Source organism: Vibrio sp. Y20_XG_PY13, from assembly GCF_024181925.1.
Classification (GTDB): domain Bacteria; phylum Pseudomonadota; class Gammaproteobacteria; order Enterobacterales; family Vibrionaceae; genus Vibrio; species Vibrio parahaemolyticus.
Map to the genome: position 1 here is coordinate 802,251 of NZ_JAMZAL010000002.1, position 16,497 is coordinate 818,747.

The window sequence follows — 16,497 nt, forward strand, 5'->3', positions numbered from 1 at the left end:
TCCCTTAGTATGTACGTACTTTCGGTGGGAACGCGTCACGGTGTACTGGCGTCATGTTTACATCACGCTTTGTCATCGCTTCGGTTTCCGGGTTGTAGATAGAGTGGCATAGCCAGTTCTCATCATCACGCTCAGGGAAGTCGAAGCGAGCATGAGCACCACGGCTTTCTGTACGGTAGTTTGCTGCAACTGCTGTTGAGAACGCGGTTTCCATCAGGTTATCTAGTTCTAGACACTCAATACGTTGCGTGTTGAACTCAGAAGATTTGTCGGCTAAGTGAGCATCTTTCAGACGTTCACGAATTACCTTCAACTCTTCTAGGCCCGTCGCCATTGCATCACCTTCGCGGAATACAGAGAAGCTGTTTTGCATACAGCGTTGTAGGTCTTTACGGATTTGTACTGGATCTTCGCCACCAGTGCTGTTTTCCCAACGCATAGTGCGCGCTAGAGAAGCTTCGATGTCTGATTCAGTTGCAGGGCGAGCTTCAACTTGAGCAGCAAGAGTCTCACCTAGGTGTAGGCCTGTTGCACGACCAAATACCACCAAGTCTAGTAGTGAGTTACCACCTAGACGGTTTGCACCGTGTACAGATACAGAAGCAATTTCACCACAAGCGTATAGACCTTGAACTTCCGCTTCGCTGCCATCCGCAAGTTGCTTAATCGCTTGACCAGAAACTTGAGTTGGAACACCACCCATCATGTAGTGACAAGTTGGAATTACTGGAATTGGTTCTTTCACTGGATCAACGTGTGCGAATGTACGAGACAGTTCACAGATACCTGGCAAACGTGATTCAAGTACTTCTTTGCCAAGGTGATCAAGTTTCAACTTGATATGTGGACCCCAAGGGCCATCACAACCGCGGCCTTCACGGATTTCAATCATCATAGAGCGAGCAACAACGTCGCGACCAGCAAGGTCTTTCGCGTTTGGAGCGTAACGTTCCATAAAGCGTTCGCCGTCTTTGTTTAGAAGGTAACCACCTTCACCACGACAGCCTTCTGTCACAAGAACACCCGCGCCAGCAATACCCGTTGGGTGGAACTGCCACATTTCCATGTCTTGCATTGGAACGCCTGCACGAAGTGCCATACCAACGCCATCACCCGTGTTGATGTGCGCGTTAGTTGTCGATGCGTAAATACGACCTGCACCACCAGTAGCTAGAATTGTTGCTTTCGATTTGAAGTAACAGATTTCACCCGTTTCCATACAGATCGCAGTACAACCCATGATTGCGCCATCTTGGTTTTTCACAAGATCCAAAGCGTACCATTCAGAAAAGATGGTTGTCTTATGTTTGACGTTTTGTTGGTAAAGCGTATGAAGAAGAGCGTGACCTGTACGGTCTGCTGCAGCTGCTGTGCGCGCCGCCTGCTCACCACCAAACTCTTTTGACTGACCGCCGAATGGACGTTGGTAGATGGTACCGTTATCAAAACGAGAGAATGGAAGACCCATTTTTTCTAGCTCGATAACTGACTCAGGACCATTTTTACACATGTATTCAATCGCGTTCTGGTCACCAATGTAATCAGAACCTTTTACTGTGTCGTACATGTGCCATTGCCAATCGTCCTTATGCGAGTTACCAAGCGCAACTGTGATACCGCCTTGAGCAGATACAGTATGAGAACGGGTTGGGAATACTTTAGACAACAAAGCACAAGAAAGGCCTTGTTCCGAAATTTGTAGTGCAGCGCGCATACCTGCACCACCAGCGCCGATTACTACGGCATCAAACTCACGAACTGGAATAGACACTTACGCACCCCACAGAATAAATAGACCAGAGAAGACATAACCGAATAAAACGGCAATCACACCAAGTTGAAGTGCACCACGAAGTTTCGCGCACTTAATGTAGTCGGTGAACACTTGCCACATACCGATCCATGCATGAATCAGAACAGATGCAAGCGCCAACATGGTGAAGACTTTGGTGAAAGTACCACCAAAGAATTGGGTCCATGATGCGTAAGAGATATCTGAAAATGCACAGAAGCTAACCAGATAAATCGTGTATAGCGTCATAATGATGGCCGTTGCACGAATCAGTAGGAAATCGTGTACACCATTACGACCAAATGAAGATACGTGTTTTACCATACCAAGATCCCCGCCAATAGTGATAATACTGCAGTTGCACCAAAGGCAACTTTCGCGCTCATCGCGCCTGAATCTAGTTCTTCAAAATGACCTAGATCCATCAGCAAATGACGAATACCACCAGCGATGTGGTAGGCAAGTGCAGTCAGGATACCCCACAGGATGAATTTTACGAAGAAGCCATCAACGATATCTGCGGCTTCCATAAAACCCATAGGGGATGACAGAGAAATGGACAGTAACCAAAGTAATATACCCACCGCAACAAACGTAATTACCCCAGACACACGGTGCAGGATCGATGCGATTGCTGTGATAGGAAAGCGAATGGTCTGTAAATCTAAATTAACAGGTCTTGACTTTCTTTCTTTCACGGGCTTGCTCACTCAGCTCCATTGAGCATTTATTGTTATAACCAATTTCAGCTTCCAAACGTACAAAAGTTAACATTTGATTAACAAATTATCGCAATAAGCTCAGAGATAATTGTAAACACTTTGTTAACAACCGGAGTCCACAAACAAACCTCACTTTTGTTTCTAGCCCCGAATTTATAAGGATTTAACTAAAATTTTCTTTGCCAATATACGGCGAGCAACATTCTAATACAATTGGTGTAACAAATTATGCTACATAGAACAGATTTTTAACGATTTTCATGAGAAAAATCATAACAAGTGCACACAAAGATGGAGAAAAATTGACTTTAAGCTTTAACAACAGTACAAAAATGGCACATAAACATCCTGGACGGATTAAATAATAAACAAAGGAGATTGTTATGGCGGATAAGAAAGCGACCCTTCATGTTGAAGGTCAAGCGCCAATCGAACTGCCAATTATGGACGGTACGCTAGGTACACCTGTAATTGACGTTCGTAAACTGGGAGCCAATGGTTACTTTACTTTTGACCCAGGTTTTCTTGCCACTGCATCTTGTGAATCATCAATCACTTACATCGATGGCGGCAAAGGTATTCTTTTGCACCGCGGTTACCCGATTGATCAATTAGCCAATAACGCAGATTACCTAGAAGTATGTTACATCCTTCTTTACGGTGAAGCCCCTACCCGAGAACAATACGAGCAATTCAAAACGACTGTTACTCGTCACACAATGGTACACGAGCAAATCGCAAGCTTCTTCCATGGCTTCCGTCGTGATGCTCACCCAATGGCAGTAATGTGTGGTGTGGTTGGTGCTCTTGCAGCCTTCTACCACGATTCACTTGATATCAATAACGACGAGCACCGTGAAATTGCGGCTTATCGTCTGCTATCTAAAATGCCAACTCTGGCTGCAATGTGTTTCAAATACTCTGTTGGTCAGCCATTTATCTACCCACGCAACGATTTGAGCTACGCGGAAAACTTCCTACACATGATGTTTGCTAACCCATGTGAAGAGTATGAAGTGAACCCTGTTGTTGCTCGTGCGATGGATAAAATCTTCACACTTCACGCAGATCACGAGCAAAACGCGTCGACATCAACAGTCCGTTTAGCCGGTTCTTCTGGTGCAAACCCATTCGCATGTATTGCCGCTGGTATCGCATCACTTTGGGGCCCAGCTCACGGTGGCGCAAACGAAGCATGTCTGAAGATGCTAGAAGAAATCGGCAGCGTGGATAACATTCCAGAGTACGTGGAACGTGCGAAAGACAAAGATGACCCATTCCGTTTGATGGGCTTCGGTCACCGTGTTTACAAGAACTACGATCCACGTGCGACCGTAATGCGCGAAACATGTCACGAAGTTCTAAAAGAGCTGAACATTAAAGATCCTCTACTGGACGTAGCAATGGAACTTGAGCGTATCGCTCTTTCTGATGAATACTTTGTTTCTAAGAAACTGTACCCGAACGTAGATTTCTATTCAGGTATCATTCTGAAAGCGATCGGTATTCCTGTATCAATGTTTACGGTTATCTTCGCGATTTCTCGTACTATTGGTTGGATTGCCCACTGGAACGAGATGCACAGCGACCCACTAAACCGTATCGGTCGCCCACGTCAGCTTTACAAAGGCGAGACGCAACGTGAATTTTCGCCGCTTCATGAGCGCGAATAATCGTTACTAGAGTTATCAGATAAACAAAAGGGTTGAGATGTAAGTCTCAACCCTTTTTAGTTTTAACGATAAAAATACACGCTACACTGGATTATCAATATCCACAAACTCGACATCTAAACCGTATTCATCGGCTAACCACTTACCAAGTGCTTTGATGCCATAACGCTCTGTTGCATGGTGACCCGCAGCAAAATAGTGGATGTCCATCTCACGAGCGGTGTAAGTTGTTCGCTCCGAAATTTCGCCAGAAATGAATGCATCTAATCCATGCTGAACCGCAAGTTCAATGAAATCTTGTCCACCGCCAGTACACCAACCAACTGTTTCGATCATTTTCTCCGCATTATCTGGAGCGATATGTAGAGGCTCTCGATTAAGGACTTGGTTGATCTTGCTCGCAAATTGAGAACCAGTCATCGGTTTTTTCAAGCGTCCAAACAGGGCGACAGACTGCGGATGACCTTCTAACCCACCGTCGATTTCAAGATCAAGAAGACGAGCAAGCTCTGCGTTGTTACCAAGTTCAGGATGAATGTCGAGCGGTAGATGGTAGCCGTACAGATTAATGTCACTTTTAATTAGGCTACGAATGCGCTTACCTTTCATACCGCGAATGGGTTCTGGCTCCCCTTTCCAAAAATAACCATGGTGGACCAATAACGCATCGGCTCTGAGTTCAATCGCTTTATCAATTAATGCTTGAGAAGCAGTTACTCCAGTAACTACGCGCTTGATCTGTGGACAGCCTTCAACCTGTAAGCCATTTGGCGCGTAATCTTTAATTAACTCGGGCGAGAGTTTGCTGTTGAGAATCTTTTCTAACTGTAAATTATTCATTATCACTTCCAATTTCGAGCGAGTACCTCAAAGTGTATATCGAACTATGACACTGATGCTAGCTACCCTATTCTACTAACCAAATTTAGTTACAATAACGAGGCTCGCTGCTTTATCAACATCATTAAGGAATCAGGATGAATCAACTGCAACGTCTTTATCAATGGATCACCTCTTCTCCTCCTCTTTTTCAGTTGCTCCCTCCTTTCGCAACATTGGAAGACTTATCGATTAAACCTCTGGATGAATCTGAAGAGTACCAAGGGAACCCGAGACTAGGTTTTTTGTATCAGCATTTATGTACCGCTGCACTTGCGAATTCAGAACAATATGAAATTGTTGCAGAAGAAATTCAACTCAACGATAGCGACGGAAAAACCATCGGTGCGATAGATCTCATACTTAAAAATAGAACATTGGACCAACTAGAACATTGGGAAGTAGCGATTAAGTTTTATCTTTTACATGAAGGTGTTTGGTATGGCCCTAACGCGCACGATCAATTGCATACAAAACTGGATAGAATGCTCTCCCACCAATTGAAAATGAGCGAAAGGCCTGAATTTAGACAAATGCTTCCTCTGGATCAGTCTCCAAAGGAACGCTTGTTGATGCAAGGGCGACTTTACATCAATCCATTTTCTAATGAAGTACCACCGAAAGAGTGCTTAGGCTTTGCTCTCAATCCAAGCCAAATCAGTGGATATTGGTGTTATCAAAGCCAATGGAGTTTGATCAATAAACCGCTTTACCACTTAAGCAAACCCAACTGGGCTATTGGTACGGATGATTTTTCTCAGCCGATTGAAAAACCAATGGAGCGATTTGAGCATGCACAAACAGCAGATGGAGAGTTCTGGTTCATCGTGCCAGATAATTGGCCACAAAATCCAAACGCTCATAAATAGAGAGTTAACGACGAGTTGTAAAAAAGGCGACCATCTGGTCGCCTTTTTGTCAGAGTAGGTTTAATTACAAGCCTGCAGCTGCAAATACTTGATTCACAATTTCTTGTGCTTCAGCTTCAATTTGTTTTAGGTGTTCTTCACCCTTGAAGCTCTCACAATAGATTTTGTAGATGTCTTCCGTACCCGATGGACGAGCAGCAAACCAACCATTTTCAGTCGTCACTTTCAATCCGCCAATCGCCGCACCGTTACCAGGAGCGTGTGTTAGACGCGCCGTAATCGGATCACCTGCCAGTGTTTCTGCTGCAACCATTTCTGGCGACAGTTTCTTCAACACGTCTTTTTGAGGTCCATTCGCTACCGCTTGAATACGATTGTACTTAGACTCACCATGTTTAGCGGCAAGCTCTTCGTAGTACTCTTGTGGGTTTTTACCCGTTACCGCAGTAATCTCTGCCGCTAACAAACATAGTAAGATGCCGTCTTTATCTGTTGACCATGGTGTTCCATCTTTACGTAGGAAAGAGGCACCTGCGCTCTCTTCACCACCAAAACCAAACTTGCCAGTGTAAAGGCCATCGACAAACCACTTGAAGCCGACAGGCACTTCACACAGTTCACGACCCAAATCGGCTACTACTCGGTCGATAAGTGCACTTGAAACCAGCGTCTTACCAACCGCAACATCTGTACTCCACGCATCACGATGACGGTATAGGTAGTCGATACAAACCGCTAAGAAATGGTTCGGGTTCATCAAACCTTTCGGCGTCACGATACCATGACGGTCATAGTCTGGATCATTACCAAACGCAAGATCGTATTCATCTTTCAGGGCTAGCAGACCAGCCATTGCGTATGGAGAAGAACAGTCCATACGAACCACGCCGTCCTTATCAAGCGACATGAACTGGAATGATGGATCAATCGCTTCGCTGACCAAGGTCAGATCTAAGTTGTATGCTTGGCCGATTTGACGCCAGTAATCAATGCCGCTGCCACCAAGTGGATCCACACCAATTTTCAACTTCGATTTCTGGATCGCTTCCATATCGATAACATTTACTAAGTCATCGATGTAAGGCTTCACCAAATCCATCTCTACGAATAGCTCAGATGCTTTCGCTTCTGCTAACGCTAGACGCTTCACATCTTTTAGGCCACCAGCAATGATCTCGTTCGCACGATCTTCAATCGCTTGAGTCAATTCTGCTTCTGCTGGACCGCCATGTGTTGGATTGTACTTAATACCGCCATCTTGTGGTGGATTATGAGACGGTGTGATAACGATGCCATCCGCTTTCTCATCATGCTTTAGATTGTAAGTTAAGATAGCGTGAGAAATGCCAGGTGTTGGTGTGTAGCCATTATCCTGCTGTACGATGACTTTTACACCATTCGCAATCAAAACTTCGATTACGCTTGAAAACGCAGGTTCTGACAACGCGTGGGTATCTTTGCCCACAAACAACGGCCCTGTAGTCCCCTGCTTGGCACGTACTTCTGCAACTGCTTGTGCGATAGCAAGAATGTGGTTTTCATTAAAAGTTTGCTTGTCTGCTGTGCCACGGTGACCAGAAGTACCGAATTGAACCTTATGTTCCGCATTATTAGCATCAGGCTGAAGTAAGAAGTAGTTAGCAACTAACGCTGGAATATTATGGAGATCTTCCTGCTGCGCTTTTTGCCCAGCACGAGGGTGCATAGCCATGTTTGACATCCTTTCTTTTAAAAATAATAAAATTACAAAAAAGCCTCATAATATCCGCTAACTGCGACGCATTATGAGGCTTCTATCAGGTTTCTTAGATTGAACCTGTTACTTTTTCTATCAAGTCAGGTTGGAACTCCATGTGCGTCATCACTTGTTCAACCATTTGTCTCTTACGACTGGTATTGTTGTTTGTGATAACCCAAAACGGCGTACCTGGAATGGCTTTAGGCTTGGTGGTGTTACCATTGGCCAGTAAGGTTTCTTCATTGTCTGCAAAGTAAACGCGTTTACGTCCCTTTACGTTTGTCGCTTGTGCGAAGCCTTCTGGATTTAACTTATGTAAGGTCGATAGTACTAACATAAAGCGATCAATCGCTTTTTTTAGACCGGCAAACTCATCAGAAATTAGCAGCGAACGCATCTCTTTCACTACATCAATAGATTCTGCTTTGCCCGCATCTTTACTTACTACAATCCCTTGTGGCTTCTCTACTGCTGGTGCTGATTCTGCTACCTGCAACTGACCATCAAGGTTTAAAAGGCGTCGCAAAATATCCGAGGCGCTTTCACCGATATGCTTAGTTTGGCTAGCAATGTAACGGTATAGATCCTCATCAACCTCAATTGTTTTCATTCGCTTTTCACATTCTCAATGTTTAAACTCTGGGGGATTATAACGAGATCCTTTCGGATACTCCACGTTAAACCCATCACGAATAAGATAAAATGTCAGCATTACTCAACTATAAGCAGGAAGGCCAAGGCCAAACAGTTGTTTTGATTCACGGATTGTTTGGTAGTTTAAGTAATCTGGGCCTATTGGCTCGTGATCTTGTTGAAGATCACTCAGTGATCAGTATCGACCTACGCAATCACGGTCTCTCTTTCCACTCTGATACTCATAACTACACTGACATGGCACAAGATGTCGCGACGCTTCTTCAGCACTTAAACGTTGAGCCATCGATAATCGTCGGCCATTCAATGGGCGGTAAAGTCGCGATGAAACTCGCTGATATAGCACCAAATCTTGTGAAACAGTTGGTCGTATTGGACATGGCACCAGTAGCTTACCAGACCAATCGTCACGACAACGTATTTGATGGTTTGCTGGCCGTTATCAAAGAAAAACCTGCGAACCGTCAACAAACGTTAGAAATATTAGCTCAACACATTGAGATGGATGGCGTTAGGCAATTTCTCTCAAAATCGCTGTTTAAAAACGAAGACCATATGGCTTGGCGATTTAACGTCAACAGTTTATTAAGTAACTATGCTGAGATCATTGGCTGGCAAGATATTGCTCCTACCGAGATCCCGACACTCTTCATTAAAGGCGGAGATTCGGACTACTTAATGCCAGAGCACCAACCGTCAGTACAACGACAATTCAAACAAGCTAAAGCACACATTATTGCCAACACAGGCCATTGGTTACACGCAGAAAAACCAGCTGAAGTGATGCGAGTGATCCGGAAATACATTTCGAGTTAACAAATTCGAAAAGCAACAATAGATTATTGAAATAACCCTCCTTGTAGTGCATTAACAATGCTGTGTAACAGTGGTATAGTGCGCCCAAGATTTTTCGGCATGAAGGACTAAAATGCTTTACGACTATATGGATATGCTCGAGTCTATTGGGCTCGATCTTCTTTTTGCTGCTATCTTCTTTTTCATCGGGATGGCAATAAAAGATGTGCTAAAGCAAGGCAATGTACCTGTTTTTGGCCGTCGTATTGTATGGTTAGTCCTTTTCCTAGGCTGTGCTGGCTTTATTGCAAAAGGTATTATTCAGCTCACTTGGGAAGGCTCGGGGTTAGGTTAAACCCTCAGTACCATTGCCCATAACAAACAATGTAAAGGTATAGACTCTATGGCAAGTGTAGGTATCTTCTTCGGTAGCGACACAGGTAATACTGAAGCCGTTGCAAAGATGATTCAAAAGCAACTAGGCAAACATCTAGTTCACGTTCAAGACATCGCGAAAAGCAGCAAAGAAGACATTGATAACTTTGATCTTCTTCTTCTAGGTATCCCTACTTGGTACTACGGCGAAGCACAATGTGATTGGGATGATTTCTTCCCTGAACTTGAGCAGATCGATTTCTCTACTAAGCTAGTGGCTATCTTCGGCTGTGGCGACCAAGAAGACTACGCAGAATACTTCTGCGATGCGATGGGTACAGTGCGTGACATCGTTGAGTCTAAAGGCGGCACAATTCTTGGTCATACTTCAACTGAAGGCTACGAGTTTGAAGCTTCAAAAGCACTTGTTGAAGGCGACGACAGCCAATTCGTAGGTCTATGTATTGATGAAGACCGTCAACCTGAGTTGACTGACCAACGCGTCGAAAACTGGGTTAAGCAGATTTACGAAGAAATGTGCCTAGCTGAGCTAGAAGGCTAAGTAAGTATTAAAAAAGACCTCCGATTAGAGGTCTTTTTTATAGCATTAAATTAAGGCGCTTCCGTTACCGCCTCTTCTTCTCGATATTGAGGCTTCTTTCTCACATATAACTTGCGCTGAACTTCAGATACCACATTCCCTTGTTTGTCTTTTACATGCGTAATGAATTCAGGAAAGCACTTTTCGCCGTTTCGAGTCATCTGATAGATCTCGTCTAGCATGCCATCCGTGATCTTAAACTCAGCAAACAAATCGCTTTGTCCTGGCTTGATAAAGTTGATGCTCGCCTCTTTATCCCACACGTAATACTCTTCACGTAGAATACCCATCAACATGAGAGAGTAAATGGGATCGGTTAAGGAAAAAATACTGCCTCCATACTGTGTACGATTGGCATTTTTGTTCCACCAGCGAAGTTTCAAACGAACTTTAACCATTCGGAAGTCTTCAGAAATATGTAAGATTTTAATTCCGGCCCCCCAAAATGGTGGCCATACATTCAACGCAAATTTCACAATCCCTGGTTTATAAATCTTCGCGAGTCGCTTATTCATTGCAGTCCGTGCCCTCTCTAAGCTCATGTTACAAAATTGTAACTGGTCAGATCTGTAATATAATCGACCCATTTCCAATTTACAAAAAGATTCTATTAACCCTTTGAAGTTCGTGGTTTAATGTTTTTAGCGCTTCGCCTATAATGGTAGGAATATTGAATTCTGTTAAATCGCTGCAGATGATCCAACGGGAAAGTATATGTCAGATAATAATCAGGCGCTGAAGGATGCGGGTCTAAAAGTTACCCTTCCAAGGCTAAAAATTCTAGAAGTACTTCAGCAGCCAGACTGCCAGCACATCAGTGCTGAAGATTTGTACAAAAAGCTGATTGATCTAGGTGAAGAGATAGGTCTAGCAACTGTTTATCGCGTTCTAAACCAATTCGACGATGCAGGTATTGTTACTCGTCACCACTTTGAAGGTGGCAAGTCAGTCTTCGAATTGTCAACTCAACATCACCACGACCACCTAGTATGTCTAGACTGTGGTGAAGTAATTGAGTTTTCTGACGACATCATTGAAGAGCGCCAACGCGAAATCGCAGCTAAGTACAATGTGACGCTAACAAACCACAGCTTATACCTATACGGTAAATGCAGTGACGGTGGTTGCAAAGAAAACCCAGATGCGCACAAACCTGCAAAATAATTTGCTTGTAGATTAAAAATAAACGCCAGTTAAAGCTGGCGTTTTTTGTATCTGTACTTTTTGTTTTGCTTAATCCAAAAACAAAAATGCCAGCAATTGCTGGCATTTTTCTATAGGTAACGATTGAGATTATTGGTTCTCAATTTTCGCCCATGTATCACGTAGGCCAACCGTGCGGTTGAACACTAGGTTATTTGCAGTTGAATCTTTAGAATCCACACAGAAGTAACCCATACGCTCGAACTGGTAGCCTTGCTCTGCTTCTGCAGATGCCAGGCTTGGCTCAACGAAACCGTTGATCACAACGAGTGAATCAGGGTTAATGGTTGAAGCGAAGTCTTCTGCTGCTGCAGGATTTGGAACAGTGAACAAACGATCGTATAGGCGAATTTCTGCTGGTAGCGCTTTATCCGCAGATACCCAGTGAATTACGCCTTTAACTTTACGACCATCTGCTGGGTTTTTGCCTAGCGTTTCGGGATCGTAAGTACAGTAAATCGTTGTGATGTTGCCTTCCGCGTCTTTTTCAACACGCTCAGCTTTGATCACGTAAGCACCACGTAAACGAACTTCTTTACCAAGAACTAGACGCTTGTACTTTTTATTCGCTTCTTCACGGAAGTCTTCACGCTCGATCCAAACTTCACGAGTAAACGGTACTTCACGCTCACCCATTTCAGGTTTATTTGGATGGTTAGCCAGCGTTAGATTTTCTACAGCGCCCTCTTCAAAGTTCTCAATAACAACTTTAACAGGGTCCAACACAGCCATCGCACGAGGTGCATTTTCGTTTAGGTCGTCACGAATACAAGATTCAAGCGAGCTAAACTCGATCATGTTTTCTTGCTTCGTCACGCCGATACGCTTACAGAATTCGCGGATTGACGCAGGTGTGAAACCACGACGACGTAAACCAGATACTGTTGGCATACGAGGATCATCCCAACCGTTAACCAATTTTTCGGTTACTAGTTGGTTTAGCTTACGCTTAGACATCACTGTGTATTCTAGGTTTAGACGGCTGAACTCGTATTGATGAGGACGACAATCAATTGTGATGTTGTCTAATACCCAGTCGTACAAACGACGGTTGTCCATGAACTCTAGCGTACAGATAGAGTGCGTAATGCCTTCTAGCGCATCAGAGATACAGTGTGTGAAGTCGTACATTGGGTAAATGCACCACTTATCACCCGTTTGATGGTGAGTAGCAAAACGTACACGGTATAGCACTGGATCACGCATAACCATGAATGACGAACCCATATCGATCTTCGCACGAAGACACGCTTTACCTTCTTCAAATTCACCTGCGCGCATTTTTTCAAATAGCGCTAAGTTTTCTTCAACAGAACGGTCGCGGTATGGGCTTGGCTTACCTGGCTCTTTTAGCGTGCCACGGTACTCACGAATCTGCTCTGGACTTAGCTCATCTACGTACGCTAAGCCTTTGTTAATCAATTCAATTGCATATTCGTAAAGCTTGTCGAAGTAGTTTGATGAGTAACATACTTCACCATCCCACTCGAAGCCTAACCAGTTTACATCTTTCTTGATAGACTCAACGTATTCGATGTCTTCTTTTTCAGGGTTTGTATCGTCGAAACGTAAGTTACATTGACCCTGGTAGTCCTGAGCAATACCGAAGTTCAAACAGATAGACTTAGCATGACCGATGTGCAGGTAGCCATTTGGCTCCGGCGGGAATCGAGTATGCACGCTAGTGTGTTTGCCATCCGCTAGATCCTTATCAATGATCTGGCGAATAAAGTTTGATGGACGAGCATCAGCTTCACTCATCTATAGCACCTCAAAAATATAAGTATTGTCAGAGAAAACGGAACTCTGTATCCGATATGGTTTTACAGAGTACATTGTTTCTAATGATCCACAATTCTAAGCCATTAGACAACAAGAACTCGCGCTAAAACGGCAATATTTATCGAGTTCGCGTGAATGCACAGCAGATTCAAAGCACTGAAACAAAAAAAGACCTCCCGAAGGAGGTCTCTAATCAAATATCAGTTCGATGTAATTATGGTAGTTTTACATTCGATAGGTCTTCGTTTGCGCCGATTGCTTTCATTTCGCCAGCAACGATTTCTGCTAGAGGACCAAGGATAACTTGAAGGTTGTTTTCACCTAGTTTAACAACACCTTTCGCACCTAGTTTCTTCAACACTTCTTCATCAGCTACTGAACGATCTTTCAGAGTTAGACGTAGACGAGTGATACATGCGTCAATTGAAGTTAGGTTGTCATGACCACCTAGCGCTTTTAGGTATTGACGAGCTAGGTCACCACTTTTTGCTTCACCTGCTGGTGCTGCTGCTTGGCTATCATCATCTTCACGGCCTGGCGATTTTAGGTTAAACGCGCGGATTGCGAAGCTGAATGTGAAGAAGTAAAGAGCACCGAAGCCAAGACCAACTGCACCTAGTAGTAGAGGTTTAGTTGCTAGACCGTAGTTCAACAAGTAGTCAATTAGACCAGCAGAGAATGTGAAGCCGTGTAGCGTACCAAGCATGTTAGCAACAACTAGCGATAGACCAGTGAACACTGCGTGAATCGCGTATAGAGCAGGAGCTAGGAATACGAACATGAACTCTAGAGGCTCTGTGATACCAGTTAGGAATGAACAGAATGCAACAGAGAACAATGCACCACCAACTTGGCTACGTTTCTCAACAGGAGCCGCTAGGTACATAGCAAGTGCTGCACCTGGTAGACCAAACATCATTACTGGGAAGAAACCGTTCATGAATACACCAGCGCTCTTATCACCACCGAAGAAACGGTGTAGGTCACCAGATTTAACTGTTTCAGTTACTTCTTTAACAGTTGCTGTAATTTCTGGAGTTACTGAGTTAGCGAATTCAAATGTGTGAGTTTGACCAGCAACAAGAGTTTTAGCTAGAGCTGGGTCAACACAAAGTTGTTGTAGTGCAGGAAGAGCTTGACCAGCAGCTGTTGCGCCAGAAACTAGCACTTCTTGACAAGAACCCATACCAAACCAGAAGAAAGAGTTCAGTACGTGGTGTAGACCTACAGGAATTAGAGCACGGTTAAGCGTACCGTATACAAACTGACCGATTGCGCCAGAAGTAGAGATACCGTGAGCAAGCGCATCTAGACCACCTTGGATTGTTGGCCATACAATACCTGAAACAGCACCAGCAACTAGGGCGAACAAACCAGCCATAATTGGCACTAGGCGCTTACCAGAGAAGAATGCCAGCCACTCAGGAAGGCGCGTAGCATGGAAAGCATTGTAAGAATGGCCAGCAATGATACCTGCGATGATACCACCGAAGAATGACATGTTAACTGACGCATCGATTGTTGACGCTGTCGCAGTAAGTACGAAGTACGCAACCGCACCAGCAAGACCTGCAGCACCTTGACCGTCTTTTGATAAGCCGATCGCGATACCTAGACCAAATAACAATGGAAGGTTAGAGAAGATTGAGTTACCGGCTTGTGCCATAAACGCGATGTCAAATACATCAGGTTGGCCCAAGCGCAGTAACAAGCCTGCGATTGGCAAAGTCGCGATAGGAAGCATAAGAGCTTTACCTAACTTCTGCGCGTATCCGAGAATATTCACCTTAAGTTCCCCCTATAGGATTCGATGTTATGTTGAATGACTTATTTCAGTCGTTCAATTTAGTCATCGTCAGTTTATGACATTAATTTTGCTCCGCAAATTAAAAGCTCATTGTTTGTGATCATAATCACCACAATTTGCCCTTTCGAAAGGTTTTTGCTAGCGAGATCATAAAACTTATTTTATTATACGAAAAAATGGCGTTTTAAAGATAATATTCTCGCACTTTATGCAAGGCAGAATCAGTGTTATTTTGGTATCTCGGCGGGTAATTCTTAGTAACTTTGCTCTGAAAAAGAATCATAAAAAACAATTCATTTATTATTTTTCAGTTAGTTACTCTGACAATGACATCGATAAAACGCAACTTGCTGTATGTGACTCGTTATCTAATTCAGTGATACAAACTAAGTACCCACATGACTCATTCAGTCGCCGATTAGATAACGATACAGAAATTGAATTCTCATCTATAAGGACTAGCTGACTATGTACGCGCTAAGTAACTGTAAAATCTATACCGGTAGTGATGTTCTTACCGATCATGCGGTCATCGTTGAAAACGATCTAATTCAATCCATTGTGCCCGTTTCTGAACTACCGAAAGGCATTGAAGTAAAAGATCTGAATGGAGCTAACTTAAGTCCTGGTTTTATCGACCTGCAACTGAACGGTTGTGGCGGCGTCATGTTGAACGATGCTATCACAGCAGAAACGATGCAAATCATGCACGAAGCAAACCTAAAGTCGGGTTGTACCAGCTTCCTTCCTACGCTGATCACTTCTTCTGATGAAGATATGCGCGCGGCAATCTCCGCAGCTCGCGAATATCACAAAAAATACCAAAACCAATCGCTTGGCTTACATCTTGAAGGCCCATACCTTAACGTCGCGAAAAAAGGTATTCATAGCGTTGACTTCATCCGTCCATCCGATGACGGCATGATTGACCTTATTTGCTCAAATGCAGACATCATTGCCAAAGTCACTCTTGCTCCAGAGCAGAACGACCCTGAACATATCGCACGCCTAAAAGCTGCAGGCATTGTGGTATCAATCGGTCACACAAACGCGACCTATGCTGAAGCTCGTAAAGGGTTTGAGGCTGGTATTACTTTTGCCACTCATCTATTCAATGCGATGACTCCTATGGTTGGTCGTGAGCCAGGAGTGGTTGGTGCTATTTACGATACACCAGAGATCTACGCAGGCATAATTGCTGACGGCTTCCACGTAGACTACGCAAACATTCGAATTGCTCATAAAATCAAAGGTGAAAAGCTTGTTTTGGTGACCGATGCCACAGCTCCGGCAGGTGCTAACATTGATCACTTTATTTTTGTCGGTAAGAAAGTATATTACCGAGATGGTAAGTGTGTTGATGAAAACGGCACACTAGGCGGCTCAGCTCTGACTATGATTGAAGCAGTTCAGAACACAGTTGAGCACGCAGGTATCGCTTTAGAAGAAGCTCTACGAATGGCTACACTGTACCCAGCGACAGCAATTGGCGTTGAGGACCGTCTCGGCCGTATTCGAAAAGGCATGGTTGCAAACCTAACTATTTTCGATCGTGACTTCAACGTTAAAGCGACGGTTGTTAACGGACAATACGAGCAAAATTAAGC

At 44.0% G+C, this 16,497-nt stretch carries 16 protein-coding genes; 7 read left to right on the forward strand and 9 right to left on the reverse strand.

Annotated elements, in window-relative coordinates; genetic code table 11:
* Positions 1-4 precede the first annotated feature (4 nt).
* From sdhA to sdhC, 3 genes are read right to left on the reverse strand one after another with little or no spacing between them, the layout of a single operon-like run.
* A complete protein-coding gene (sdhA, locus tag NL646_RS08705) occupies positions 5-1,771 on the reverse strand; it encodes a succinate dehydrogenase flavoprotein subunit (RefSeq protein WP_005455465.1) in 1,767 nt (588 codons plus the stop codon).
* Positions 1,772-2,116 carry a succinate dehydrogenase, hydrophobic membrane anchor protein gene (gene sdhD / locus NL646_RS08710; RefSeq protein ID WP_005455480.1) on the reverse strand — a complete coding sequence of 115 codons (345 nt, stop codon included), beginning with the start codon at positions 2,114-2,116 and terminating at the stop codon, positions 1,772-1,774.
* Positions 2,110-2,502, reverse strand: a complete 393-nt coding sequence (gene sdhC / locus NL646_RS08715) for a succinate dehydrogenase cytochrome b556 subunit (protein WP_005496079.1) — start codon at positions 2,500-2,502, stop codon at positions 2,110-2,112. The genes sdhD and sdhC overlap by 7 nt, the downstream gene beginning before the upstream one ends.
* A 395-nt stretch (positions 2,503-2,897) precedes the next feature.
* Here sdhC and NL646_RS08720 point away from each other — a divergent pair, with 395 nt between their 5' ends.
* Positions 2,898-4,187, forward strand: coding sequence for a citrate synthase (locus NL646_RS08720; protein ID WP_005455487.1), 1,290 nt, complete (start codon positions 2,898-2,900; stop codon positions 4,185-4,187).
* A gap of 81 nt (positions 4,188-4,268) precedes the next feature.
* Here NL646_RS08720 and NL646_RS08725 read toward each other — a convergent pair whose 3' ends face one another.
* Positions 4,269-5,027, reverse strand: a complete 759-nt coding sequence (locus NL646_RS08725; RefSeq protein WP_253664097.1) for a Nif3-like dinuclear metal center hexameric protein — start codon at positions 5,025-5,027, stop codon at positions 4,269-4,271.
* Between the two features lie 137 nt (positions 5,028-5,164).
* On the opposite strand from NL646_RS08725, the gene NL646_RS08730 reads away from it, so the two are divergent.
* On the forward strand, positions 5,165-5,935 hold the full coding sequence (locus tag NL646_RS08730) for a DUF1853 family protein (protein WP_020904110.1): 771 nt from the start codon (positions 5,165-5,167) through the stop codon (positions 5,933-5,935).
* 64 nt (positions 5,936-5,999) lie between these two features.
* On the opposite strand, the gene pgm is transcribed toward NL646_RS08730, so the two are convergent.
* The gene (gene pgm / locus NL646_RS08735) at positions 6,000-7,646 is read right to left on the reverse strand and encodes a phosphoglucomutase (alpha-D-glucose-1,6-bisphosphate-dependent) (RefSeq protein WP_017448748.1); all 1,647 of its coding nucleotides are present in this window, start codon (positions 7,644-7,646) and stop codon (positions 6,000-6,002) included.
* Positions 7,647-7,740: 94 nt separating this feature from the next.
* Complete coding sequence (gene seqA / locus NL646_RS08740; protein ID WP_005489857.1) at positions 7,741-8,283, reverse strand: replication initiation negative regulator SeqA; 543 nt, start codon at positions 8,281-8,283, stop codon at positions 7,741-7,743.
* Positions 8,284-8,375: 92 nt separating this feature from the next.
* On the opposite strand from seqA, the gene NL646_RS08745 reads away from it, so the two are divergent.
* From NL646_RS08745 to fldA, 3 genes are all read left to right on the forward strand, one after another.
* Positions 8,376-9,143 carry an alpha/beta fold hydrolase gene (locus tag NL646_RS08745; RefSeq protein ID WP_024702835.1) on the forward strand — a complete coding sequence of 256 codons (768 nt, stop codon included), beginning with the start codon at positions 8,376-8,378 and terminating at the stop codon, positions 9,141-9,143.
* A gap of 112 nt (positions 9,144-9,255) precedes the next feature.
* Positions 9,256-9,477 (forward strand): DUF2788 domain-containing protein, encoded by a 222-nt coding sequence (locus NL646_RS08750; protein WP_005461613.1) that lies wholly within the window; start codon positions 9,256-9,258, stop codon positions 9,475-9,477.
* 48 nt (positions 9,478-9,525) lie between these two features.
* The gene (fldA, locus tag NL646_RS08755; protein ID WP_005489824.1) at positions 9,526-10,059 is read left to right on the forward strand and encodes a flavodoxin FldA; all 534 of its coding nucleotides are present in this window, start codon (positions 9,526-9,528) and stop codon (positions 10,057-10,059) included.
* Positions 10,060-10,109: 50 nt separating this feature from the next.
* Here the strand turns inward: fldA and NL646_RS08760 are convergent, their stop codons facing one another.
* Entirely contained in the window at positions 10,110-10,613 is a 504-nt protein-coding gene (locus tag NL646_RS08760; protein WP_017448749.1) for a DUF4442 domain-containing protein, read from the reverse strand.
* Positions 10,614-10,812: 199 nt separating this feature from the next.
* On the opposite strand from NL646_RS08760, the gene fcrX reads away from it, so the two are divergent.
* The gene (gene fcrX, locus NL646_RS08765) at positions 10,813-11,262 is read left to right on the forward strand and encodes a ferric iron uptake transcriptional regulator FcrX (protein ID WP_005489847.1); all 450 of its coding nucleotides are present in this window, start codon (positions 10,813-10,815) and stop codon (positions 11,260-11,262) included.
* Between the two features lie 129 nt (positions 11,263-11,391).
* On the opposite strand, the gene glnS is transcribed toward fcrX, so the two are convergent.
* Together glnS and nagE are read right to left on the reverse strand one after the other, a co-directional pair.
* Positions 11,392-13,062, reverse strand: coding sequence for a glutamine--tRNA ligase (gene glnS / locus NL646_RS08770; protein ID WP_253664098.1), 1,671 nt, complete (start codon positions 13,060-13,062; stop codon positions 11,392-11,394).
* Positions 13,063-13,297: 235 nt separating this feature from the next.
* Positions 13,298-14,869, reverse strand: a complete 1,572-nt coding sequence (nagE, locus tag NL646_RS08775; RefSeq protein ID WP_005454584.1) for an N-acetylglucosamine-specific PTS transporter subunit IIBC — start codon at positions 14,867-14,869, stop codon at positions 13,298-13,300.
* Positions 14,870-15,358: 489 nt separating this feature from the next.
* On the opposite strand from nagE, the gene nagA reads away from it, so the two are divergent.
* Positions 15,359-16,495, forward strand: a complete 1,137-nt coding sequence (gene nagA / locus NL646_RS08780; protein WP_025633947.1) for an N-acetylglucosamine-6-phosphate deacetylase — start codon at positions 15,359-15,361, stop codon at positions 16,493-16,495.
* The last annotated feature ends 2 nt before the right edge of the window (positions 16,496-16,497 follow it).

Bases quoted from the DNA above. Each gene is read 5' to 3' on its own strand.
- sdhD (WP_005455480.1), bottom strand. From the start codon at position 2,116: ATGGTAAAACACGTATCTTCATTTGGTCGTAATGGTGTACACGATTTC.
- NL646_RS08720 (WP_005455487.1), top strand. From the start codon at position 2,898: ATGGCGGATAAGAAAGCGACCCTTCATGTTGAAGGTCAAGCGCCAATC.
- NL646_RS08725 (WP_253664097.1), bottom strand. From the start codon at position 5,027: ATGAATAATTTACAGTTAGAAAAGATTCTCAACAGCAAACTCTCGCCC.
- NL646_RS08730 (WP_020904110.1), top strand. From the start codon at position 5,165: ATGAATCAACTGCAACGTCTTTATCAATGGATCACCTCTTCTCCTCCT.
- pgm (WP_017448748.1), bottom strand. From the start codon at position 7,646: ATGGCTATGCACCCTCGTGCTGGGCAAAAAGCGCAGCAGGAAGATCTC.
- seqA (WP_005489857.1), bottom strand. From the start codon at position 8,283: ATGAAAACAATTGAGGTTGATGAGGATCTATACCGTTACATTGCTAGC.
- NL646_RS08745 (WP_024702835.1), top strand. From the start codon at position 8,376: ATGTCAGCATTACTCAACTATAAGCAGGAAGGCCAAGGCCAAACAGTT.
- NL646_RS08750 (WP_005461613.1), top strand. From the start codon at position 9,256: ATGCTTTACGACTATATGGATATGCTCGAGTCTATTGGGCTCGATCTT.
- fldA (WP_005489824.1), top strand. From the start codon at position 9,526: ATGGCAAGTGTAGGTATCTTCTTCGGTAGCGACACAGGTAATACTGAA.
- NL646_RS08760 (WP_017448749.1), bottom strand. From the start codon at position 10,613: ATGAATAAGCGACTCGCGAAGATTTATAAACCAGGGATTGTGAAATTT.
- fcrX (WP_005489847.1), top strand. From the start codon at position 10,813: ATGTCAGATAATAATCAGGCGCTGAAGGATGCGGGTCTAAAAGTTACC.
- glnS (WP_253664098.1), bottom strand. From the start codon at position 13,062: ATGAGTGAAGCTGATGCTCGTCCATCAAACTTTATTCGCCAGATCATT.
- nagA (WP_025633947.1), top strand. From the start codon at position 15,359: ATGTACGCGCTAAGTAACTGTAAAATCTATACCGGTAGTGATGTTCTT.